Origin of the sequence: Nocardioides sp. NPDC057767 (assembly GCF_042798275.1) — a bacterium.
GTDB lineage: Bacteria > Actinomycetota > Actinomycetes > Propionibacteriales > Nocardioidaceae > Nocardioides.
Genome location: NZ_JBHVKJ010000076.1, coordinates 1 through 22,959, shown reverse-complemented (window position 1 = coordinate 22,959; position 22,959 = coordinate 1). Strand labels below are relative to the sequence as shown.

At 72.2% G+C, this 22,959-nt stretch carries 22 protein-coding genes; 11 read left to right on the top strand and 11 right to left on the bottom strand.

The window, feature by feature from the left end:
• Positions 1-32: 32 nt before the first annotated feature.
• The 10 genes from ACFVDI_RS26140 to ACFVDI_RS26095 are packed head-to-tail and all read right to left on the bottom strand — an operon-like array spanning position 33 to position 9,664.
• Complete coding sequence (locus ACFVDI_RS26140) at positions 33-485, bottom strand: MaoC family dehydratase (protein WP_378911737.1); 453 nt, start codon at positions 483-485, stop codon at positions 33-35.
• Positions 485-1,708 carry an acetyl-CoA C-acetyltransferase gene (locus ACFVDI_RS26135; RefSeq protein WP_378911736.1) on the bottom strand — a complete coding sequence of 408 codons (1,224 nt, stop codon included), beginning with the start codon at positions 1,706-1,708 and terminating at the stop codon, positions 485-487. Before ACFVDI_RS26135 ends, ACFVDI_RS26140 begins: the two co-directional genes overlap by 1 nt.
• A 12-nt stretch (positions 1,709-1,720) precedes the next feature.
• Positions 1,721-2,593, bottom strand: a complete 873-nt coding sequence (locus tag ACFVDI_RS26130; RefSeq protein ID WP_378911734.1) for a MaoC family dehydratase N-terminal domain-containing protein — start codon at positions 2,591-2,593, stop codon at positions 1,721-1,723.
• Complete coding sequence (gene fabG, locus ACFVDI_RS26125; RefSeq protein WP_378911732.1) at positions 2,590-3,327, bottom strand: 3-oxoacyl-ACP reductase FabG; 738 nt, start codon at positions 3,325-3,327, stop codon at positions 2,590-2,592. Before fabG ends, ACFVDI_RS26130 begins: the two co-directional genes overlap by 4 nt.
• Before the next feature lies 1 nt (position 3,328).
• Entirely contained in the window at positions 3,329-4,489 is a 1,161-nt protein-coding gene (locus ACFVDI_RS26120; protein ID WP_378911731.1) for an acyl-CoA dehydrogenase family protein, read from the bottom strand.
• Positions 4,486-5,319 (bottom strand): HpcH/HpaI aldolase/citrate lyase family protein, encoded by an 834-nt coding sequence (locus ACFVDI_RS26115; RefSeq protein ID WP_378911730.1) that lies wholly within the window; start codon positions 5,317-5,319, stop codon positions 4,486-4,488. Before ACFVDI_RS26115 ends, ACFVDI_RS26120 begins: the two co-directional genes overlap by 4 nt.
• Positions 5,316-6,575, bottom strand: coding sequence for a CoA transferase (locus ACFVDI_RS26110; RefSeq protein WP_378911729.1), 1,260 nt, complete (start codon positions 6,573-6,575; stop codon positions 5,316-5,318). Before ACFVDI_RS26110 ends, ACFVDI_RS26115 begins: the two co-directional genes overlap by 4 nt.
• Positions 6,562-7,941, bottom strand: coding sequence for an MFS transporter (locus ACFVDI_RS26105; protein ID WP_378911727.1), 1,380 nt, complete (start codon positions 7,939-7,941; stop codon positions 6,562-6,564). Before ACFVDI_RS26105 ends, ACFVDI_RS26110 begins: the two co-directional genes overlap by 14 nt.
• Positions 7,938-8,723: a CoA-transferase subunit beta gene (locus ACFVDI_RS26100; RefSeq protein WP_378911726.1), complete on the bottom strand. Its 786-nt coding sequence runs from the start codon at positions 8,721-8,723 to the stop codon at positions 7,938-7,940. The genes ACFVDI_RS26105 and ACFVDI_RS26100 overlap by 4 nt, the downstream gene beginning before the upstream one ends.
• Positions 8,720-9,664 (bottom strand): CoA transferase subunit A, encoded by a 945-nt coding sequence (locus ACFVDI_RS26095; RefSeq protein WP_378911725.1) that lies wholly within the window; start codon positions 9,662-9,664, stop codon positions 8,720-8,722. The genes ACFVDI_RS26100 and ACFVDI_RS26095 overlap by 4 nt, the downstream gene beginning before the upstream one ends.
• Before the next feature lie 154 nt (positions 9,665-9,818).
• Here ACFVDI_RS26095 and ACFVDI_RS26090 point away from each other — a divergent pair, with 154 nt between their 5' ends.
• Positions 9,819-10,736 carry an acyl-CoA thioesterase gene (locus ACFVDI_RS26090; RefSeq protein ID WP_378911724.1) on the top strand — a complete coding sequence of 306 codons (918 nt, stop codon included), beginning with the start codon at positions 9,819-9,821 and terminating at the stop codon, positions 10,734-10,736.
• A gap of 7 nt (positions 10,737-10,743) precedes the next feature.
• On the opposite strand, the gene ACFVDI_RS26085 is transcribed toward ACFVDI_RS26090, so the two are convergent.
• A complete protein-coding gene (locus tag ACFVDI_RS26085) occupies positions 10,744-11,661 on the bottom strand; it encodes a LysR family transcriptional regulator (RefSeq protein ID WP_378911723.1) in 918 nt (305 codons plus the stop codon).
• 83 nt (positions 11,662-11,744) lie between these two features.
• On the opposite strand from ACFVDI_RS26085, the gene ACFVDI_RS26080 reads away from it, so the two are divergent.
• The 10 genes from ACFVDI_RS26080 to ACFVDI_RS26035 form a co-directional block, all read left to right on the top strand.
• Entirely contained in the window at positions 11,745-12,974 is a 1,230-nt protein-coding gene (locus ACFVDI_RS26080; RefSeq protein ID WP_378911722.1) for a CaiB/BaiF CoA transferase family protein, read from the top strand.
• Between the two features lie 21 nt (positions 12,975-12,995).
• Positions 12,996-14,144 carry an acyl-CoA dehydrogenase family protein gene (locus ACFVDI_RS26075; protein ID WP_378911721.1) on the top strand — a complete coding sequence of 383 codons (1,149 nt, stop codon included), beginning with the start codon at positions 12,996-12,998 and terminating at the stop codon, positions 14,142-14,144.
• Positions 14,141-14,920, top strand: a complete 780-nt coding sequence (locus tag ACFVDI_RS26070; RefSeq protein ID WP_378911720.1) for an enoyl-CoA hydratase/isomerase family protein — start codon at positions 14,141-14,143, stop codon at positions 14,918-14,920. Before ACFVDI_RS26075 ends, ACFVDI_RS26070 begins: the two co-directional genes overlap by 4 nt.
• 159 nt (positions 14,921-15,079) lie before the next feature.
• Positions 15,080-16,393, top strand: a complete 1,314-nt coding sequence (locus ACFVDI_RS26065; RefSeq protein ID WP_378911718.1) for an MFS transporter — start codon at positions 15,080-15,082, stop codon at positions 16,391-16,393.
• A gap of 14 nt (positions 16,394-16,407) precedes the next feature.
• Entirely contained in the window at positions 16,408-17,559 is a 1,152-nt protein-coding gene (locus tag ACFVDI_RS26060) for an acyl-CoA dehydrogenase family protein (RefSeq protein ID WP_378911717.1), read from the top strand.
• 20 nt (positions 17,560-17,579) lie between these two features.
• Positions 17,580-18,368 carry a crotonase/enoyl-CoA hydratase family protein gene (locus ACFVDI_RS26055; RefSeq protein WP_378911716.1) on the top strand — a complete coding sequence of 263 codons (789 nt, stop codon included), beginning with the start codon at positions 17,580-17,582 and terminating at the stop codon, positions 18,366-18,368.
• On the top strand, positions 18,365-20,113 hold the full coding sequence (locus tag ACFVDI_RS26050; protein WP_378911715.1) for a class I adenylate-forming enzyme family protein: 1,749 nt from the start codon (positions 18,365-18,367) through the stop codon (positions 20,111-20,113). The genes ACFVDI_RS26055 and ACFVDI_RS26050 overlap by 4 nt, the downstream gene beginning before the upstream one ends.
• Entirely contained in the window at positions 20,106-21,236 is a 1,131-nt protein-coding gene (locus tag ACFVDI_RS26045; RefSeq protein ID WP_378911714.1) for a thiolase family protein, read from the top strand. Before ACFVDI_RS26050 ends, ACFVDI_RS26045 begins: the two co-directional genes overlap by 8 nt.
• 21 nt (positions 21,237-21,257) lie before the next feature.
• Positions 21,258-22,022 carry an SDR family NAD(P)-dependent oxidoreductase gene (locus ACFVDI_RS26040; protein WP_378911713.1) on the top strand — a complete coding sequence of 255 codons (765 nt, stop codon included), beginning with the start codon at positions 21,258-21,260 and terminating at the stop codon, positions 22,020-22,022.
• Between the two features lie 38 nt (positions 22,023-22,060).
• A partial coding sequence (locus ACFVDI_RS26035; RefSeq protein ID WP_378911712.1) for a LysR family transcriptional regulator occupies positions 22,061-22,959 on the top strand: 899 nt, incomplete at its 3' end.

The window sequence follows — 22,959 nt, the reverse complement described above, 5'->3', positions numbered from 1 at the left end:
GCCGGAGGGCGGGTCGGCGGCCTCGGGAGACGTCAGGGGAGGACCAGCGTGATGCTCTCTGCGACACAGACCGGTCGCTCGGCCCCCTCGGCCTCGACGGTCCAAGTGACCACCACCTGGGTGCCGGCCGGGACCTCGCGGACCTCCTTGATCCGCGGCGTGGCTCGGATCTTCGAGCCGACCCTGACCGGAGCGGGGAACCGCACCTTCTCGAGGCCGTAGTTGAGCCGGGCGGAGCCGGCCTCGATCGTGTAGAGCTCGCCGGAGAAGCCGGGCAGCATCGACAGGGTCAGGTAGCCGTGCGCGATGGTGCCGCCGAACGACGACGCGGTGGCGCGCTCGACGTCGACGTGGATCCACTGGAGGTCGCCGGTGAGCTCCGCGAAGCGGTCCACGCGCTCCTGGGTGATCTGCACCCAGTCGGTCGTGCCGAGCTCCTCGCCGACGGCTGCCTGGATCGCCTCGACGGAGGTGAACGTACGCATCAGACCACCCGTTCGAAGACCGCGGCCATGCCCTGGCCACCGCCGATGCACATCGTCTCGAGCCCGTAGCGGGCCTCGCGGCGGTGTAGCTCGCGGGCGAGGGTGCCGAGCATGCGTACGCCGGTGGCGCCGACCGGGTGGCCGAGGGAGATGCCGGAGCCGTGGACGTTGGTGCGCTCCAGGTCCTCGTCGGTGAACTTCCACTCGCGCATCACCGCGAGCGCCTGGGCGGCGAAGGCCTCGTTGAGCTCGATCACGTCCATGTCGGCCAGGGTCAGGCCGGCCTTGGCGAGGGCGGCCTCGGTGGCCGGGACCGGGCCGATCCCCATGATGTCGGGACGTACGCCGGCGGCGGCCCAGGACACCAGACGGACCAGCGGCCGCAGGCCGAGCTGCTCGGCGACCTCGGCGGTGGTGACCAGGCACATCGCGGCCGCGTCGTTCTGGCCGCTGGCGTTGCCGGCGGTGACGGTCGCCTCGGGGTCCGAGGAGCCGAGGATCGGCCGCAGCTTCGCGAGCGAGTCCAGGGTGGTGTCGGCGCGGGGGTGCTCGTCGGTGTCGACGACGACGTCGCCCTTCCGGGACGGCACCGTGACCGGCACGATCTCCTCGGCGAAGACGCCGCTCTGCTGGGCGGCGACCGCGCGCTGGTGGGAGCCGACGGCGAGCCGGTCCTGCTCCTCGCGGGGAATGGCGTACTCACGGCGGAGGTTCTCCGCGGTCTCGAGCATGCCGCCGGGGACCGGGTGGAAGCGGCCACCCGGGGTCTGCCGGCCGCGGGTGAGGCCGTCGTGGATCTGCACGCCGGTGCGGGCGCCGCCCCAGCGCATGTCGAGGGAGTAGAAGGCGACGTTGCTCATCGACTCCGCGCCGCCGGCCACCACGATCTCGCTGGCGCCGGAGGCCACCTGCATCACCGCGTTGGCGACGGCCTGGAGGCCGGAGCCGCAGCGGCGGTCGACCTGCTGGCCACCCACCGTGACCGGGAGCCCGGCGTCGAGACCGACCACGCGGCCGATCGCGGGCGCCTCGGCGTTGGGGTAGCAGTGGCCGAGGATGACGTCGTCGATCCGCTCCGGGTCGACGCCGGTGCGGGCGAGCAGGCCCTGCAGTGCGGTGACGCCGAGGTCGACCGGGGTCAGGTCCTTGAAGACGCCGCCGTAGCGGCCGATCGGGGTGCGGACGGGTTCGCAGATGACCACGTCGCGGGAGGGGTGACTCATGAAGGGTGCCTTTCAGGGGGTGGTGGTGGCCAGTTCGGCCGTGAGGCCGGCCAGCGCGGTGCCGTCGGGGCGCCGCAGAGCGACCTCGGCGATGTCGGGTGTCGGCGCGTTGATCCCGACGTGGGCGGGGTCGCCGCAGAACAGGGGAGCGGTGTTGCGATGCCGCAGGCGACGTACGGCCCGGTCGGGGTGGGACAGCCGGAGGGCCTCGGCGAGCACGAGGGTCGAGAGGGGACCGTGGACGACGAGACCCGGATAGCCCTCGACCCGGGTGGCGTAGGGCCAGTCGTAGTGGATCCGGTGCGGGTTGGCGGTCGCCGCGCTGAACCGCATCAGCAGGGTCGTGTCGGTGACGAAGCGCCAGCCGCCGTCCTCGGCCACCAGTGGTGGCCCGGCCGGTGTGACCGCCGAGGCGGGCCCCGGGTCGGGGAACGACGTCGGCGCCGGCGCGGCGTCGCGGTAGATCAGGTCCTGGCGCTCCTCCACGAGCAGGTCGTCCCGGTCCGCGTCCACGATCCGGGTGCGGATCTCGACGATCGCCAGCCGGCCGCTCCGGCCCGCCTTCTCCTCGACCGAGACGACCTCGGACTCGCGGGCGACCCGGGCACCGGCCCGGAGGTCGCCGTGGAAGGTCACCTCGCCGCCCGCGAACATCCGTCGTGGCAGATCGATCGGGGGCAGGAAGTCGCCGCGCCGCGGGTGGCCGTCGACGCCGATCGCCGACGACACCGGCCATCGCGGGAGCGCGACCCAGTGCCACAACGGCGGGAGTACGTCCCCGGCAGCGGGCACCGGGGAACCGCTGTCGAGGAGCGCACCGAGGGCGGCGGCCGGACCCGTGTCGAGGGTCTCGACCGACGTGACCCGTCGCGGCTGCCAGGTCACATGTACCGCCCGCCGGTCACCTCGACGACCGTGCCGGTCATGTAGGAGGAGAGCGAGGAGGCGTAGAAGAGGGCGACGTTCGCGATCTCGTCCGGCTCGCCGGCGCGGCCCATCGGGATCTCGGCCATCTTCTCGTCCCAGATCCGCTGCGGCATCGCCTCGGTCATCGCGGAGCGGATCAATCCCGGCTGGATCGCGTTGACCCGCACCCGGTGGTGGGCCATCTCCTTCGCCGCGGCCTTGGTCAGCCCGACGATGCCGGCCTTCGCGGCCGAGTAGTTGGTCTGCCCGACCATGCCGACCTTGCCGGAGATCGAGGAGATGTTCACGATCGCGCCGGACTTCTGCTCGCGCATCCGGGCGGCGGCGAGCCGGGTGCCGTGCCAGCAGCCCTTCAGATGCACCGCGATCACCTGGTCGAACTGGTCCTCGGTCATCTTCCGCATCGTCGCGTCGCGGGTGATGCCGGCGTTGTTGACCACGATGTCGAGCGAGCCGTACGTCGCGACCGCGGTCTCCAGCGCACGCTCGACGTCCTCACCACTGACCACGTCGCAGGCCACGCCGGTGGCGACATCGGTGCCCAGCTCCTTGGCCGTGGCGTCCGCGGCGGCGCCGTCGAGATCGGCGATGACCACGCGGGCACCCTCCGCCACGAACCGCTCCGCCACGGCACGCCCGATGCCCTGTGCCCCGCCGGTGATCACCGCGGTCTTGTTGTCGAGAAGTGCCATGTCAATTCTTTCCCTTCTGGTCGCGCGCCACCAGCTGGGCGGCGATCACGTTGCGTTGGATCTCGTTGGTGCCCTCGCCGACGATCATCAGCGGGGCGTCGCGGAAGTAGCGCTCCACGTCGTACTCCTTGGAATAGCCGTAGCCGCCGTGCACCCGCACCGCGTCGAGGGCGACCTGCATGGCCGCCTCCGAGGCGAAGAGCTTGGCCATCCCGGCCTCCATGTCGGCGCGGTCTCCGGCGTCGAGCCGGTCGGCGGCGTCGAGGGTCATCAGCCGGGCGGCGCGCATCTTGGTGCCCATCTCGGCGAGCAGGTTGCCGACCGACTGGTGCTTCCAGATCGGCTTCCCGAAGCTCTCCCGGGTCTGCGCGTAGGCCAGCGCGTCGTCGAGCGCGGCCTGGCCGACGCCGACCGCGCGGGCGGCGACCTGGATCCGGCCGACCTCGAGGCCGCGCATCATGTGGCCCCAGCCGAGGTGGGGTGTGCCGCCGAGGACGGCGGTCGCGGGCACGCGCATCCTGTCGAAGGTGAGCTCGCAGGCCTCGACGCCGCGGTAGCCGAGCTTGGGGATCTTGCCCGAGACGGTGAGCCCGTCGCCCGGCTCGACCAGCACCACGCTCATGCCCTGGTGCGCGGGGGAGGCGGAGCGGTCGGTGACGCAGAGCAGCCCGATCAGGCCGGCGTGCTGGGCGTTGGAGATCCACGTCTTCGAGCCGGTGATGACCAGGTCGTCGCCGTCGGCGTCGGCGAACGTACGCATCCCCTGCAGGTCGCTGCCGCCGGACGGCTCGGTCAGCGCCATCGTGGCGCGCAGGCTGCCGTCGGCCATCCGCGGCAGGTAGGACTCCTGCTGCGCCGGGGTCCCGAAGTGGCGGACCAGGTAGCTGATCACCGAGTGCCCGCCGATCGCGCCGGCCAGGCTCATCCAGCCGCGGGCGAGCTCCTCGGTGACCCGGGCGAAGCAGGCGGTGCTCACGTCGACGCCGCCGTGCTCGGCCGGCACCAGGAGGCCGAAGAAGCCGAGGTCCTTCATCTCCTCGATGAGCTCCTCGGGATAGATGTCGTCCGCCTCGAACTCGCGCACCCGCGGGCGGACGCGCTCGTCGACGAAGTCGGCGACGAGCCGGACCATGTCCAGCTCGTCGGGGGTCAGGCTGCTCATCTGGCTGCTCCTGGGGTGGGTCGGGTGAGGGAGAGGATGCGGTGGGCGCGGGCGACGACGGGCGCGTCGACCATGCGGCCGTCGACGAGCGCGACGCCGTCCTCGCTCGCGGCGGCCAGGATCCGTTCGGCCCAGGCGACCTCGTCGGCGGTGGGTGCCAGGGCCGCGGCCGCGGGGGCCACCTGGCCGGGGTGGATGCAGAGCTTGCCGGTGAACCCGAGGGCCGCGGCCGCGGCGACGTCTGCGGTCAGCCGCTCGTGGTCGCGTACGTCCCCGGTGACGCCGTCGATCGGGCCGGCCAGTCCGCCGACGGCGGAGGCGAGCACCAGGGCGCCGCGGGCGGGCGCGAGGGCCGGTGCGTGCTCGGGATCGACCCCGAGCTCGGCGGCGAGGTCGAAGCTGCCGAAGGCGAGACGTACGACGCCGGGGGAGCGGGCCAGGTCGATCGCCCGGGCGACGCCGAGCGCGGTCTCGACCAGGGCGACGATCGCGGAGCCGGCGGGGAGGGCGTCCAGGACGGCCGCGATCGCCTCGGGGCTGTCGGCCTTCGGCAGCACCACGGTCGTCGGGTCGCTGAGGGCCGCGAGCGCGGCGATGTCGGCGTCGTGCCAGGTGGAGCCGGCGGCGTTGACCCGCACGGCGGCGGTGACCTCGGCCTGCGGGAGCCAGTCGGTGACCTGGGCGCGGGCCGCGTCCTTGGCGGCGGGGGCGACCGCGTCCTCGAGGTCGAGGACGACCACGTCGGGGCCGGCGGCTGCCGCCTTGGCGAACCGCTCCGATCGGTCACCGGGGACGAAGAGCCAGGTGCGGGCGGTCTCTGCGGTGCTCATCGAGCGACCACCTCCTGGGTGCCGATCACGCCTCGGGCGACCAGGTCGTCCAGCTCTTCGGTGGCCAGCCCCAGGGTGCCGGCGAGCACCTCCCCGGTGTCCTGTCCGACGGCGGGTGCGGGCCGGGGCGCGCTCCGGTGGCCGTCGACGGTGATCGGAGCGCCGGGGGCGAGCAGGTCGCCGACACCGGGCTGGGAGACCGTCGAGAACAGCGGGTGCTCGCGCAGCAGCCGGGCGTCGTCGGCGGCGAGGTCGCCGAAGCTGCGATAGGGCGACCACAGGATCCGGGTCCGTGACAGCGCCGTCGTGACGTACGCCGTGTCGTGCTGCTCGAACCAGGCCGCGATCAGGCCGCCGAGCACGGTCCGGTGCCGGAACCGCGAGCCCTCGTCGCAGAAGTCGGCGTCGAGCGCGCGGGCGAGCGCGGCCACCGCCTCGCCGAGGCCGGTGATGCCCAGCAGGTCCGACCACTGCCGCGGGGTGAGGGCCACCAGCATGAAGCGGTCGCCGTCGGCGGTGGTGAAGTCGCGGCCGAAGGTGCCGTAGACGTGGTTGCCGGTCGAGCCGCGCTCGCTCGCCGGTCGCAGCTGCGCCTCGGCGAGGTAGCCGAGGTTGCCGGCGACGGCGAGGGCGACGTCCTCCAGCGCGACCCGCACCTCGGCGCCCTCGCCGGTGACGGCGCGGCGGCGCTCGGCGGCGAGCAGGCCGGTCGCGAGCTGGAGCCCTGCGGCGAGGTCCCACGCCGGCACCACGCCGTTGACCGGGGCCGCGTGGTCCTCGGGGCCGGTCACGAGCGGAAAACCGGTGCCGGCCTGCACGGTGTAGTCGACGGCGGTCCCGCCGTCGTGGCGCCCGGTGAGGAGCACGTGGATGACGTCGTCGCGGCGGGCGCGCAGCGCGGCGTACCCGAGCTCGGTCCAGCGTTCGGTGTTGGTCACCACGATGCCGCCGGACGGGCCGCCGGAGACGACCAGGTCCGCGACCAGGCGGCGACCTTCCGGGCGGGTGCAGTCGACGGCGATGGCCTTCTTCCCGGGGTTGAGGCCGTTCCAGTAGAGGCTGGTGCCGCTGTCGCTGAGCGGCCAGCGGGTGCGGTCGGGTGCGCCTTCGAGCGGCTCGACCCGGATCACCTCGGCGCCGAGCTGCGCCAGCGTCGTGCCGCACAGCGGGGTGGCGACGAAGCTCGACACCTCGACCACCCGAAGGCCCGCGAGCGGGCCGGCCGTCGTGTCGGGAGCGGGGTCAGCGATGGTCATGGAACACCCTTTCCGTGGAGGGCTCGGACGTGGTCGGGCCAGGGCCGGCCAGCACCCAGGTGACGGCGACCGCGGCGACCGGGACGCCGTAGACGAGGGCGAGGTTCCCGGTCGGGTAGGCGATCGCGACCCAGGAGTAGCCGACGGCGAGGCCGGTGAAGCGGAGCATGTTGTGGAGCCCGAGCGCGACGCCGTCGGCGGCCGCGGGGGAGGTCATCAGGCCCAGCGCGGAGGTCGCCTGGACGACGCCGATCGCGGAGCCGGTCACCACGAGCGCGATCACGGTGAGCGCGACGACCGCGCCGGATCCGGAGGCGGTCGCGGCCAGCGGTAGCGCGAGCAGGCCGAGGCCGAGCAGCACCAGCCCGCCGCGCAGGGTGTGCCGGGCGGTGAACCGCTCGGTCACGCGCGAGGAGAGCGGTGCCGCGAGGGTCATCGCCAGAGCCAGCGCGAGCATCATGATGCCGATGTGTCCCGGCCCCAGGCCGAGATCGCGGCCCAGGTGCAGGGGAGTGGCGACGATCGCCACGCCCAGGCACCCCATCACCGTGCCGGCGGCCATCGTGCTCGCGACGAACCTGCGCTCGTTGAGCAGGCCGGGCGGCACGAACGGTCCGGCACCGGTGCGGCCGAGCTGGGAGTGCGCGACCAGGGCGAGCACACCGACGGCCGCCATCCCCGCTGCCACCGGGATGCCGCCGTGCTGTCCGAGCCAGCTGATGGCGCCGACGAGGGCCCCGATCCCGATCAGAAGGGTCGCCATGCCGCTGACATGGAGCGGGGCGTACGACGGCGGGACGTCGGGCACGACGGTCAGGCACAGCACCAGCAGCACGGCGCTGAGCGAGGCGTGGGTGATGAAGACCCAACGCCAGCCGAGCGTGTCGGCGACCAGGCCGCCCAACGGCGGTCCGAGGGCCTGACCGACGCCGATCGCGGCCGCCCACGCGGCCATCACCCGGGCCCGGTTGCCGGCCCAGTGGCGGCCGAGCACCTGCTGGATCGCGGGCGGCACCGCCGAGCAGGCGACCCCTTGCAGGGCACGCATCATGACCAGGAACACGAGGTCCTGGCTGAAGGCCGCGCCCGCCTGCGCCGCCACCATCAGCACCAGCGACCCGGCGAGCACCCGGCGAGAGCCGAACCGCTGGCACATCCAGCCCGAGACCGGGGCGCACACGACCATCGCCAGGGTGAAGGCGCTGACCGCGAACACGATCCCGCGCGGCGAGGCCCCGATCGCGTGCGCGATCACGTTGATCGGCGCGCTGATGATCGTGCTCGACAGGGTGCCGAGCGTCGAGCACGCCAGCAGGGCGACGTACGCCGCCCGGCGTGGCTCGTACGTGACGGTGGACTGGCTCATCGTAGGTAGAGCCGCACCGTGTCGATCTCGTCGCGGAGCAGCCGGACCTCCTCGACGGTGGGCCGAGCGGTCTCGCGGACGTCGTCGGCGACTCGGACCTCCCACCCGGTCGCGGCGCGGACGTCGTCGAGGGTGAGGCCGGGGTGGACCTCGCTGATCTCGAGCTCGCCGAGCTTGTCCGGGCGACGGAGCACGGCCATCGGGGTGATCACGGTGACGACCCCGTGGCCCGGCGGCACCATCCTCGGGTCCTCCGCGTGGGCACGTACCGGGCTGGGGGAGGTGCAGAAGTCGAGCTCGGCCGGCAGGGCGCCGGGGTCGTGGCGACGCAGCACCACGACGCACTCGCCGGCGTTCGGCATGATCTCCGCCGCGCCGCCGGCGCCCGGCAGCCGCACCGTCGGCTCGTCCCAGTCGCCGATGAAACTGGTGTTGAGGCTGCCCCACCGGTCGACCTGGGCGGCGCCGAGGAAGCCGACGTCGACGTGGCCGCGCTGGAGGACGTAGCCGAACAGCGCCGGCATGCTCAGCACCGCGGCGGCGCCGGAGACCAGCACCGAGTCGGCGATGCCCTCCGCCAGGCCCTCGGGCTGCGCGCCGCAGATGCCCGACTCGTAGACCAGCTCGACGTCGGGGTTCACGGTGCGCCGCGCCAGGTCGACCGCGAGCGTCGGCAGCCCGACACCGGCGAAGACGCGGCGCTTGCCCACCAGCTGCCGGGCGGCGACCGCCGCGAGGAACTCGGTGCTGGACGGGGCCACGTCCGAGAGCGGCGTGCTCATGAAGCCTCCTGGGCGGCCACCCGGCGGCGGCCGAAGTCGACGGGATGCGAAGGACGTGGAGCGACACCGAGCCCGGTCCAGCGCTCCGCGCCGAGCTTGTCGAGATAGGCGGCCCGGTCGGGCACCTGGTGGACCCACTCGTCGAGCCAGCCGAGCACCGCCTCGCGGTCGCGGCTGATGGGGGTCCACTCGCGGTAGAAGGCGTTGTCGCGGTCGTAGTGCCCCTGCGTGTAGGACGGGTGCGCACCGCCCGGGCACTCCACGACCGCCGTGACCGCGTGTGCGGGCAGCACGGTGCGGTTGGGGTCGGAGCGGACCACGTCCTCCTCGACGATCTCCTCGACGGTCGCGATCACGGTCTCGGCCGCGTACGCAGCCTCCTGCTGGGCCCCGACGATGCCCCACATCTGGACGTTGCCGGAGCGGTCGGCGCGTTGGGCGTGGACGATCGTCACGTCCGGGCGCAGCGGCGGGACGACGTAGATGTCCGGACCGCCGTAGGGATCGGCGACCTTGCGGATCAGCGGGTTGAGCCTGGGGAGGTCGCTGCCGGCGTAGGAGCGCAGCGGGAAGAACGGCAGCCCCGCGGCGCCCGCCTGGTAGCGGCAGACCATGCCGTAGTGGCTGTACTCCTCGACCTCGAGCGGCGCCGGGTCGGCGCGCTCGATGCGGCGCCTGACCTCGTGCAGGGAACCCGCCGAGCCGCTGGCGAAGAACGAGGCGACCAGCTTCGAGACGCAGCCGGCGGCGATCATCTGGTCGGCCAGCAGGTCGGGGGTCATCCGGCAGAAGGTCAGGTTCCGGCGGCCCTGACGGATGATCTCGTGACCGGCTGCGAACGGGATCAGGTGGCCGAAGCCCTCCAGCGCGACCGTCATGCCGTCCCGTACGTGGGTGGCCACCGCCGAGCTGAGATCGGTGACCTTGTCGGGCGCGGCCATAGGTGCTCCTCGGGGGCGTACGGAGATGGGTCAGTGGCCCCAGCCTGCCGCCAGCCGCGTGCCGAACTCCAATACTTCTTCCGCCGCTCACTGTTGACGGATGCGTATGAATAGTTCGAGACAGATATCGAAAGTGATGACAAACGACGGCACAATGAGCCGGGTGGACCCCGCCTCTCCTGCCGCTGACACCCGCGCTGCCGTGACCCTCGACGAGCTGTTCGACCTCCTCGACCTACGCTGCGTCGACGAGCCGAGCGCCGGGGTCGGTCATTGGGTCGGGGAGCCTCAGCAGCATCCCGCCGGCAGGCTCTTCGGTGGCCTCCTCCTGGCCCAGGCACTGGTCGCCGCCGGCCGAGGGGTAGGGGCCGACCAGCGGATCATCAGCCTGCAGGCCGACTTCGTCGGCGGAGTGCCGACGGACCGGCCGCTGCACTGGGAGGTCACGGTCGTCTCCGACGCACCGTCGCTGGCGACCCGGCGCAGCCGGCTGCTCGGCGACGCGGGAGAGGAGCTCTTCAGTGCGGTCACGCGGTGGGCGACGGTCCGTGCCGACCTGCCCTCCTACAGCTCCGTCCGGCCGGCGCCCGCGCCCGACCCCGTGACACTGCCGGACCTGGCCGACAGGTTCGGCTCCGACGAGCGGATCCCGCCCTGGTGGCGGCTCCGCCGGCCGGTCCACTTCCGGCACGCGGTGGCCCCGCCGTACTTCACCGTCGCCGAGCCGAACGACCGTCAGACCACCTTCTTCCGGGCGACGAGCCCACTGCCGGACGACCCGGTCCTGCGCGCAGCGCTGGTCGCCTACGTGAGCGACATGAGCATTCTCGAGGCGTCCTTCCTGGCGCTCGGGTCGGCTCGGCACAAGTCTGGCGCCCGGATCCTCAGCCTGACCCACGCGCTGACGTTCCACGCCGCCTCCGACCTGACCGGCTGGCACCAGTTCGACTGCCGCGTGGAGTCGATCGCGCACGGGCGTGCCCACGGCGTCGGGGAGCTGTTCGACGCGACCGGTCGCCACGTCGCCACCGCTTCGCAGGTCGGCCTGGTGAAGGTGGCGACCGACGGCTGACCGGTGGTCAGGCGGGCGGGGTCGACGGCAGCTCCGGGGTCGGCAAGGCCTCCTCCGAGGCGCGCAGCACCGCGTGCAGCGCCGGGCTCCGGTCCTCCTGACGCCAGGCGAGCTGCTGAAACGTGGGCCGTTCGCACTCGCTGATCCGGACCACGTCGATGCCGGTCTGCACGACGTTGGCGATCGCGGTGTCGAGCGTGAACGTGATCCCGACGCCGGCTGCGACCAGCGCGACGGCGGTCCAGCTGTCCGGCGCGGTCTGCACGATGTTGGGCACGAACCCGGCCTGGGACGCCGTCTCGACGAAGGCGTCGCGCACGCTCGAGCCGGGGTCCGCCGGCAGCGCCACGAAGGGCTCGTCCCGGCACTCCGCCATGCTGACGTGCCCTCGGCCGGCCAGCCGGTGTCCGGCGGGCACGGCGAGCACGTAGTGCTCGATCGCGATGACCCGGTGCGCCAGCCCCTGCGGCTCGATCCGCCAGCGCGCGATGGCCAGGTCGAGCTCGCCGTCCTGCAGCGAGCGCAGCGCCTCGTAGTTGTAGGTGGTGCTCTGCAGCATCAGCTCGATCCCGGGATGCTGCTCGCGCACGATCCGGCCGAGCTGGCCCACCAGCACGTGGGAGGACGGACCGGCGAACCCGATCCGGACCCGTCCGGTCTCGCCCCTGCCTGCCGAGCGGACCGCCCGGCGTGCGGTGCGCATGCCCTCGAGCACCTCCTGCGCCGGCCGCACCAGCGCCTCGCCGGCGGACGTCAGCCGTACGCTCCGGGTCGTCCGGTCGAAGAGCTGGGCACCGAGGTCCCGCTCGAGCTGCTTGATGGTGCGGCTCAGCGGGGGCTGGGCGATGTGCAGCCGTTCGGCCGCCCGGCCGAAGTGCAGCTCCTCGGCGACGGCCAGGAAGGCCTCGAGATGGTGCAGATCCATAGGGACAACTCTTGCATCAGTGGGAACAATCATCCAATGATTAGGTATTGGACGGGCATAAGAAGTCGCGCCATGCTTTCTGCATGACCACCGACACGGCCATCGACCTCCCGTTGGCGGGCATCACCGTGGTCGCCCTCGAGCAGGCCGTCGCGGCCCCGCTCGCCACCCGTCATCTCGCGGATCTCGGTGCCCGCGTGATCAAGCTGGAGCGGGTGGGCGAGGGCGACTTCGCGCGCAACTACGACCATGCGGTGCACGGCCTCGCCTCGCACTTCGTGTGGCTCAACCGCGGCAAGGAGTCGGTGGCGCTCGACCTCAAGTCGGCCGACGGCGCCGAGCTCGCGCGCCGGCTGGTCGCCGGCGCCGACGTGTTCCTGCAGAACGCCGCACCCGGCGCCGCCGAGCGGCTCGGCCTCGGAGCCGAGGAGCTCGCCGAACGCCATCCGCGGCTCGTCGTCGCCGGCATCTCCGGCTACGGCACCGGCGGCCCGCTGCGCGACCGCAAGGCCTACGACATGCTGATCCAGGCGGAGTCCGGCCTGATCTCGGTCACCGGCACCCCCGAGACGCCGACCAAGACCGGCGTCCCGAGCTCCGACATCGCCGCCGGGCTCTACACCAGCCAGGCGATCCTCGCCGCCCTCTTCCGCCGCGAGCGCACCGGCAGGGGCGGCATCGTCGACGTGTCGATGTTCGACGCGACCGTGGAGTGGCTCGGCCACCCGATGTACATGCAGATGTACGGCGGCCGCCAGATCCCCCGGATGGGGCTCAGCCACGCCTCGATCGCGCCCTACGACGCCTACCCGACCGCCGACGGCGAGATCCTGATCGGCGTCCAGAACGACCGCGGCTGGCGGGCGCTGGTGACCGACGTCTTCGACCGGCCCGACCTCGCCGACCACCCGCGGCTGGCCTCCAACCCGCTGCGCGTCGCCAACCGCGAGGAGTGCGACGCGGTCGTCGCCGAGCACACCCGTGGCTTCGCCACCGCCGACCTCGATGCCCGGCTCGCCGCGGCCGGCGTGCCCGCTGCCCAGATCAACGACATGTCCGGCCTCGTCGACCACCCGCAGCTCGTCGGGCGCGACCGGTGGCGCGATGTCGACACTCCCGCAGGGCCGGTCCGCGGCGTGCTGCCGCCGATGACGTTCCGCGACGTCGAGCTGCCGATGGGGGCCATTCCCGAGCTCGGCGCCCACACCGACGCCGTCCTCGCCGAGCTCGGCCTCGACGCCGATGCCATCGACCGGCTGGCCGCCGACGGCGTGGTGGGCCGGCCCGGCGACGTACCCGTTCCCACGCCCTGATCCCTGCACGAAGGAGCACCCATGGAGCCCGACGAGTTCGACTCGATCCTCGACGCCGTCCGCGCGTTCGTCCGCAAGGAGGTCGTCACGGCCGAGGACGAGATCGAGGAGACCGACCAGATCCCCGACCGGCTCCGCCGGCAGGCCGCGGCCATGGGCCTGTTCGGCTATGCCATCCCCGAGGAGTACGGCGGTCTCGGCTTCAGCATGTCGGAGGAGGTCCGGCTGGCGATGGAGCTCGGCTGGACGACGCCGTCGTTCCGCTCGATGTTCGGCACCAACAACGGCATCGCCGGCCAGGTGCTGGTCAACTGCGGCACCGAGCGGCAGAAGCAGCAGTACCTGCCCGGGCTGGCCAGCGGCGAGCTGGTGGCGTCCTTCGCACTGACCGAGCCGGAGGCCGGCTCCGACCCGAGCGGCCTGCGCACGCGCGCGGTGCGTGAGGGCGATGCGTACGTCATCAACGGGCAGAAGCGCTTCATCACCAACGCGATCTGGGCCGACCTGCTCATGGTCTTCGCCCGCACCGGCGACCTCGCCGAGGGCGCGAAGAACATCTCGGTGTTCGTGGTGCCGACCGACACCCCCGGCGTCACCATCGGCCCGCGCGACCACAAGATGGGTCAGCGCGGTGCGGTGACGTCGGAGATCTTCCTCGACAACGTGCGGGTGCCCGCCGAGAACCTGGTCGGCGAGGTCGAGGGCGAGGGCTTCTCGGCGGCGATGCGGTCGCTGGCCAAGGGCCGGCTGCACATCGCTGCGCTGACCGTCGGCCTGGCCGACCGGCTGATCGAGGAGAGCCTGCGCCACGCCACGACCAACGGGCAGGGCGGCCAGAAGCTGGCCGAGTTCCAGCTGATCCAGGCGATGCTCGCCGAGAGCCGGACCGAGGCGTACGCCGGTCGGGCGATGGTGCTCGAGGCAGCCCGTAGCTGGGACGACGGCAGCGACCGGCGTACGGCACCGTCGCTGTGCAAGCTGTTCTGCACCGAGGCCGTCGACCGGATCGCCGACCGCGCGGTCCAGATCCACGGCGGTCTCGGTTACATGCGCGAGGTGCCGGTCGAGCGGTTCTACCGCGACGCGCGGCTCTTCCGGCTCTACGAGGGCACCAGCGAGATCCAGAAGCTGATCATCGCCAAGCAGATGATCAAGGAGTTCCAGGGATGAGCGAGAGCCTGCGGACCAAGGCGGTCCGGGTCGAGGACCGGGGCCACGTCCGGATCCTCACCCTCGACCGTCCCGAGCGCCGCAACGCGCTCGACCTCGCCGACCGGCTGGACCTGCTCGACGCACTCCGGGCAGCCGAGGTGGAGGCCCGCGCCGTCGTCCTGACCGGCTCCGGCTCGGTGTTCTCCGCGGGCGGCGACATCCGGTCGATGTCGCAGGACCGCGACGTCGCCCGGCAGCGGCTCGAGGTCGTCAACGCCGTCGTACGCCAGCTGGCCACCGGCGAGCGGCCGATCCTCGCCGCGGTCGAGGGTGGCGCCTACGGCCTCGGCCTCGCCCTGGCCGCCGCCTGCGACCTCGTGGTCGCCGGCCGCTCGGCGACCTTCTCGACCTCCTTCGGGAAGATCGGGCTCGGCCCCGACACCGGCCTCGCCTACACCCTCCCGCGCCGCGTCGGCCAGGGACGCGCACGCGAGCTGCTGCTGACCGTACGCACCTTCGACGCCGCCGAGGCCGAGCGGATCGGCGCGGTCGAGACCGTCGTCGACGACGGTCGTGCGCTCGAGCACGCCGTCGAGCTCGCCTCGCGGCTGGCCGAGCTCTCGGCACCGATGGTGACCGGCACCCGGCGCATCCTCACCCAGACCGACCAGAGCCTCGACGGCGTACTCGCGGCCGAGGCCGACCTCCAGGTCGAGCTCCTCGCCGGCAGCCAGTTCGCCGAGGGCCGGTCGGCCTTCCTGGAGCGCAGACGGCCCGACTTCATCAGTGCCTGAAGTGTGACTGTCGTCATAGGAATCACCTATCGATCGGTTAGCCGAAGAGTCTTTGCGGTGCGGGACCCGGCGCCACAACCATGGTGATGCCGCCCGATGACGGCCCGAGCACTGACCGGCCGGGGCAGCGATCCCTGTGGTTCTGCGAAGGAGACAACCGTGACCGCTACCCATCTCTCCGCCTCGTCAGGGGCCGATACGCAAGCAGGTGAGTCACGTGCCAAGGCGTGGGGTTTCACCGGCCTGCTGGTTTCGCTGTACGTCGTCAACTGGGCCGACAAGGCCGTGTTCGGCCTCGCTGCCCAGCCGCTCGCGAAAGAGCTCGGACTGAGCGCCTCGCAGATCGGTCTGGTCGGCAGCGCGTTCTTCCTGGCCTTCACCATCGGCGGCTTCTTCGCAGGACCGCTGAACCGCTGGATGACGCTGAAGGCGGCCCTCGTTCTCCTCGCCATCGGGTGGTCGGTGGCGATGCTGCCGCTGGTGCTCTCGGCGACGTTCACGGTGCTGCTGCTCAGCCGGATGCTGCTCGGTTTCCTCGAAGGTCCCTCCAGTGCGCTCGTGCACACCTCGGTGTTCTCCTGGCATCCGCGCGAGAAGCGCGGCCTGCCCGCCGCGTGCATCACCGCCTCCGCCTCGATCGCCAAGATCGCGATCGCACCGGCCCTCGCGATCCTGATGGCGACGCAGGGGTGGCGAGCCGCCTTCCTGGTGCTCGCGGCCGCGGGCGTGGTGTGGGCCGTGTTCTGGCTGCCGACCTGGCGGGTCGGTCCCTACGGCACCGACAAGGCGACCCCGGCCTCGGACGACGACGAGCCGGTCTCGCCGTGGAGAGCGGTGCTCACCACCCCGACCTTCGTCGGCGGCGCCCTCGCGGTGATGTCGATGTACGCACTCGTCACCGTCGTGCTGACCTTCCTGCCGTCCTACTTCGAGCTCGGTCTCGGCTACAGCCAGGTCCAGGCGGGCACGATGTTCGCCTTCCCCAGCATCGCCAGCCTGGTCGTGATGTTCCTGCTCTCCGGCGTCGGCGACCGACTGCTCGCCAGGGGCGCCACCTCGCGAGTGCTCCGCGGCATCGTGCCCGCGGCCGGCCTGCTGGTGTGCGGCCTGGCGATGACGGTGGTGCCCTACCTGGGTGCGCCCGTCGTGGCGGTGATCGTCGTCTCGGTCGGTTACGCGTTCGGCGCCAGCGTCTTCCCGCTGTTCAACTCCGCGATCTCCGAGGTCGTCCGGCCGCGGCAGATGGCCAACACGCTCGGGATCTTCCTGGCCCTGATGGCCGTCGGCGGCCTGGTGGCGCCGTACGTCACCGGCGTGATCGTCGACGCCGCGGCTAGCCCGGCCGACGGGTTCGCCAGGGCCTTCCAGATCTTCGGGGCCTTCGCCGTCGTCGGCGCCCTCGCCGCCATGTTGATGGTGAACCCGGAGCGCGACAAGGCCCGGCTGGCCGGTCTGACACGTACGTCCCTCTGATTCCAGGAGCAACGATGCAGCGCACGATCTTCGACGAGGACCACGAGGCCTTCCGGGGCACGGTCCGCCAGTTCTTCGAGAAGCAGGTCGCCCCCGACTTCCCCGACTGGGAGCGGGCCGGCCACCCACCGCGGGAGTTCTACCGCCAGGCCGCCGAGCTCGGGATCGTCGGGATCCAGGTGCCGGAGGAGTATGGCGGCGCAGGCGTGGCGTCCTACAAGTTCAACGCCATCGTCACCGAGGAGTCGGTGCGGTCCAACATCAACCTCGGACCGCTCCGGGTGCACATGGATCTGGTGCTGCCCTACCTGCTGGCGTACGCCACCGAGGAGCAGAAGCAGCGATGGCTGCCCGGCTTCGCGTCCGGTGAGCTGATGACCGCCATCGCGATGACCGAGCCCGGCACCGGATCCGACCTCGCCGGGATCCGCACGAGCGCCCGCCTCGACGGCGACTGCTACATCCTCAACGGCGCCAAGACCTTCATCAGCGGCGGCTACAACGCCGACCGGGTCCTGGTGGTCGCCCGGACCTCCGCGCCCGACCCCGCCAACCGTCGCACCGGACTGAGCATCCTGGTCGTGGACACGAAGAGCCCTGGATATCAGGTCGGCCGGATCCTCGACAAGATGGGGCTGAAGGCGCAGGACACCTGCGAGCTCTCCTTCGACGACGTGCGGGTGCCGTCCGCGGACCTGCTCGGTGAGGAGGGTCAGGCGTTCGGCTACCTCAGCCACAACCTTCCCCAAGAGAGGCTGACCATCGCCGTCGGGGCCTGGTCGGCTGCCGCCCACGCCGTCGACCTCGCCCGTGACTACGTCCGCGAACGGCAGGTCTTCGGCAAGGCGGTCGCCGAGTTCCAGAACACCAAGTTCGTGCTCGCCGAGTGTGCCGCCGACGTCGCGGCCGGCCAGGCGTTCCTCGACCAGGCGCTCGAGGCGCACGACCGCGGCGATCTCTCCGGTCCCGACGCGGCGGCCCTGAAGCTGTGGATGACCGAGATGCAGGCGCGGGTCGTCGACAAGTGCCTGCAGCTGCACGGTGGCTACGGCTACATGAACGAATACCCCATCGCGCGGCTCTACGCCGACGCCCGGGTCAGCCGCATCTACGGCGGCACCAGCGAGGTCATGAAGACCATCGTCGCCAAGTCGCTCGGTCTGTGACCCCCGAGAAGGAGCATTCGATGAGCATCGACACCAGACCCGACACCGCCGCCGTGGTCCGCGTCGAGGAGCGCCCCGGCGTCCTCGTCATCACCCTCGACCGACCCGAAGCCAGGAACGCAGTGGACCGGGCGGTCTCCGACGCCGTAGCCGCCGCGTTGGACACGCTCGACGCCCGGCCCGACCTGTCCGTCGGTGTCATCACCGGCGCCGGCGGCACCTTCTGTGCGGGCATGGACCTGAAGGCATTCCTGCGCGGCGAGCGCCCGAGCGTTCCGGGTCGCGGTTTTGCGGGCATCACCGAGACGCCGCCGGCCAAGCCGGTCATCGCGGCCGTCGAGGGGTACGCCCTCGCCGGCGGCTGCGAGATCGTACTCGCCTGCGACATGGTCGTCGCCGGGCGCGGCGCCCGGTTCGGCGTCCCGGAGGTCAAGCGCGGCCTGGTCGCCGCCGGTGGCGGCCTGCTCCGGCTGCCGGAGCGGATCCCACCCGCCATCGCCATGGAGCTGGTCCTGACCGGGGATTTCCTGGAGGCCCGGCGGGCCTACGACATCGGGCTGGTCAACCACGTCGTCGAGGACGGCTCCGCGCTCGACGCCGCGCTGGCGCTCGCCGACCGGATCGCGGCCAACGGTCCTCTCGCGGTCGCGGCGAGCAAGCGGGTGATGGTCGAGTCACGTGACTGGCCGACCGAGGAGCGCTACGTCCGGCAGCGGGAGATCGTGGAGCCGGTGTTCGCGTCCTCCGATGCCGCGGAGGGGGCGCGCGCCTTCGCGGAGAAGCGCCGTCCGGTCTGGCAGGGCCGATGAGCCCCGCGACGCGACCGGCCACCGGTGGCTACTGGCCGGCCCAGCTGCCGCGGGAGCTGTCCTACGCCCCGATCACGGTCGGGGACCTCAACGCGGGCGCTGCTGCGGCCTACGGCGACCGGGTCGCGCTGCGCGACGGCGAGGAGACGCTGACGTTCGCCGAGCTCCATGCCCGAGCCTGCGCGATCGCCCACGGCCTTCGCGCCGCTGGTGTCGGGGACCGCGACGTCGTGGTGCTGCACCAGCCGAACTCGCTGTGGTTCCTGCCCTCCTACTACGGGATCCTGCTGGCCGGCGCCACGGTGTCACCGACCAATCCGCTGCAGCCCGTGCCCGGGCTGCGGGCCCAGATCGAGCAGACCCGCGCGGTCGCGGCGCTCTCGCACCCCGAGCACGCCCGGGTACTCGACGAGGCCCGCGCGGGCACCGGACTGCGTACGGTGGTCGTGGTTCCGCCGACCTCGGCGGCACCGACCACCCGCGATCTCCCGGCCGACGCGGTCCGGCTCGACGACTTCGTCGCGGGCCACCCGACGACCCCGCCCGAGACCCGCGTCGGACCCGACGACGTCGCACACCTCGCCTACACCGGCGGCACGACCGGCGTCTCGAAGGCGGTCCGCGTGCTGCACCGCAACGTGGTCGCCAACGTCGCACAGATGACCGGCTGGCGGGCCGGGCACGCGATCGAGGCGCTTGACGGCGGTGGCTGCATGCTGGTGCCGTTGCCGGACGCCGCCGAGGCCGGCGTGGCGCCCGGCGACGCGGTGAGCATCGTGGTCTCGCCGATGTTCCACGCGCACGCGCTGATCAACAGCAGCTTCCTGCACGTGTGCGGCACCACGCAGGTGTTGCTCGGCCGATTCGAGCCGACCCGGATGCTGGACCTGGCCGAGCGGGAGCGGGCGACCTACATCACCGGCAGCCCGACCATGTGGCATGCCCTTGTCGGGGCCTCGGCCGACACCGGCGAGCGCGACTTCTCCTCGGTGCGGGTCGTGTCCTCGGGTGCTGCGCCGATCGACGGACCGACCCTGGAAGCCCTGCAGGACCTGTTCCCGTCGGCGACGATCCTGGAGGGCTACGGCCTCACCGAGGCGACCTGTCTCGTCTCGGGCGGGATCGCCTTCCGAGACGGCCTGCGCAAGCAGGGGAGCGTCGGCCTGCCGGTCTTCGACACCGAGCTCCAGATCCGCTCCGGCGTGCCGGGGGAGCCGCCGCTCGGGCCGGGGCAGCGCGGCGAACTGTGGGTCCGGGGCCCGCAGGTCACCGACGGCTACCTCGGTCGGCCCGACGCCACCGCGGCGCAGTACGTCGAGGGCTGGCTCGACACCGGCGACATCGGCTACATCGACGAGGACGGCTTCCTCTTCATCTGCGACCGGGCCAAGGACATGCTCATCTACAAGGGCTACAACGTCTATCCGCGCGAGCTCGAGGACCTGCTCGTCAGCCATCCGGACGTCGGCCGCGCCGCCGTCGTCGGCCGCGACGTCACCGGGTTCGGCCAGGAGCCGGTCGCCTTCGTGGTCCCCGCCGCGGACCGTCGTGTCGACGCGACCGCACTGATGACGTACGTCGCGGAGCGGGTGCTGCCCTACAAGAAGATCCGCGCCGTGCACGTCGTCGACCAGCTGCCCAGCAACCCCGCCGGAAAGATCCTCAAGAACGAGCTTCGGGCCATCGCCAACGAACCCGTCGCCGACGAACCCCTCGCCGACGAACCAGGAGACACTCATGCGTGATGCAGTGATCGTCGACGCCATCCGCACGCCGATCGGCAGGCGCAACGGCGCCTACGCCGACATCCACCCCGGCGATCTGAGCGCCCACGTGCTCGCCGCGCTGGCGGCACGCAACGACCTCGAGCCGGCAGCCGTCGACGACGTCATCTGGGGCTGCGTGAGCCAGGTCGGCGACCAGTCCGGCAGCATCGGCCGGGTCGGCGTGCTCGCGGCCGGGTGGCCCGAGTCGGTGCCGAGCACCGTGGTCGACCGGCGCTGCGGATCGGGTCAGCAGGCCGTCAGCTTCGCGGCTGCCGGCGTGATCGCCGGCCACTACGACATCGCCGTCGCCGGTGGCGTCGAGTCGATGACCCGGGTGCCGATGGGCAGCGCCCGCGGCGACGGCGTGCCCTACCCGCCGTCCGTCCTCGAGCGCTACGGCGTCGACGGGTTCAACCAGGGCATCGGCGCCGAGATGGTCGCCGACAAGTGGGGCTTCTCGCGACAGCGGCTCGACGAGTACTCCGCGCGGTCGCACGCGCGCACCGCCGCAGCCACCGATGCCGGCGCCTTCGCCGCTCAGCTGGTGCCGATCGCCGGTCTCGAGGCCGACGAGGGGCTGCGCCGCGGCACCTCGGTGGAGACACTGGGCGGGCTGCGTACGGTCTTCCGGGAGGACGGCGTGATCACCGCCGGCAACTCGTCGCAGATCTCCGACGGCGCCGCGGCGCTGCTGGTGACCTCGAGCGAGACCGCCGCGGCACGCGGGTGGCAGCCGATCGTGCGGGTGCACGCCTCGGCTCTCGCCGGCGACGACCCGGTGATGATGCTGACCGCCCCGATCGCGGCCACCGCGAAGGTGCTGCAGCGCGCCGGGCTCGGCATCGACGACATCGGCGTCTACGAGGTCAACGAGGCGTTCGCCCCGGTTCCGCTGGCCTGGCAGGCGGAGACCGGCGGCCTCGACGAGCGGCTCAACCCGCTCGGCGGCGCGATCTCCGTGGGCCACCCGCTCGGCGCCTCCGGGGCGATCCTGATGACTCGGCTGGCCCACCACATGCGCGACCACGGCATCCGCTACGGCCTGCAGGCGATGTGCGAGGCCGGCGGGCTCGCCAACGCGACGATCCTCGAGCTTGTCTGACACTTCTCCGAAAGGGACCACATGCGGCTGGAAGGCCTCACCACCGCCGTCACCGGAGGAGCCTCCGGACTCGGCCTCGCCACTGCCCGACGACTGCTGAAGAAGGGCGCCCGGGTCACCCTGATCGACCTGCCGGGCTCAGAAGGGGAGCGGGTCGCGGGCGAGCTCGGCGAGAGCGCCACGTTCGCCCCCGCCGACGTCACCGACGCAGACCAGTTCGCCGCTGCGCTCGACATCGCCGATGCCCAGGGCGGGCTGCGCGGGCTGGTGCACTGCGCCGGCGCCGGCCGCCGGATGCGGATCCTCGACAAGGACGGCAGCGCCGGGTCGCTGGAGGACTTCGAGTTCGTGATCCGGCTGAACCTGATCGGCTCGTTCAACGCGCTGCGGCTCGGCGCGGAGCGGATGGCGCGGCTCGACCTCCTCGATGGGGAGCGCGGCGCCATCGTGCTCACCGCTTCGGTGGCGGCGTACGAAGGACAGATCGGGCAGGTCAACTACGCCGCGTCGAAGGCCGGCGTCGTCGGGATGACCCTGACCGCCGCGCGGGACCTGGCGAGCCGCAACATTCGCGTCTGCACCGTTGCTCCCGGCATCATGGACACACCGCTGCTCGCCCGGCTGCGTGAGGACGTACGTGCCTCGCTGGAGGCCACCGTCCCCAACCCGGCCCGCCTCGGCCACGTCGACGAGTTCGCCCACCTCGCTGGCACCATCGTGGAGAACGGCTACCTCAACGGCGAGACGATCCGGCTGGACGGCGCGATCCGGATGGCGGCGCGCTGACCTGACATACGGCTCGGCCGACCACCTAGGTTGGAGCCATGGACGTGCACCACCTGCGCTACTTCCTCGCCGTCGTCGACCACGACAGCGTGCACGCGGCCGCGACGTCGCTCGGCGTCGCACAGCCGACGATCTCGCAGGCGCTCCGCTCGCTCGAGCGTGAGCTCGGTACCGCCCTCTTCCACCGGATCGGGAGGGGGATGGTGCCGACCTCCGCAGGCCTGACCATGGTCGGCTCCGCGCGGCGGATCCTGCGCGGTGTCGCGGCCGCTGAAGGCGCAGTGCGTGACCGGGAGGGGCAGCTCCACGGCCGTCTCGACCTCTCCACCATCCCCGCGCTCGGCACCGGGATGGTGCCCGCGCTCGTCGCCGAGTACCGCCGCCGCTATCCGAAGGTGCTCATCAGCATCGGCAAGCAGAGCGATGACGATGCGACGGTCGCGCTGCGCAGCGGTGGTTGCGAGATCGTGGTGTCGCATCTTCCCTACGCCGAGAGCGCTCGGCCGAGCCCCAGGGACCAGCCGCTCGACGTGATCGAGCTGGGTACCCAGGAGTACTGGATCGCCTTCCCCGAGGGGAGCGAGGTCCCCGCGCACGACCCGATCCGGTGGGACGAGCTCCCCGACATCCCGCTCGTCGTCGTCCCCCCGGGAGGATCGCACGCCGACGAGATCGTGCGCACCATGGCGGCCGCCGGCCGGCTTCGTCCGCCGGCTGCGGTGCTCCAGAACAGAGAAGCCCGCCTGTCCTTCGCGCTGGCCGGCGTCGGTGGCACCTTCATCGAGCGCTCACTGGCCGGCTTCGCCCGGGCGCGCGGCGCGGAGGTCCGCTCGTTCACACCCGCGCTGAGCCGGCGCTACGGGCTGGTCTTCGAGGCGTCGACGCTCTCGCCGGCGGCGGAGGCTTTCGTCGAGCTGGCCCGGGCCAGCTCCTGTCT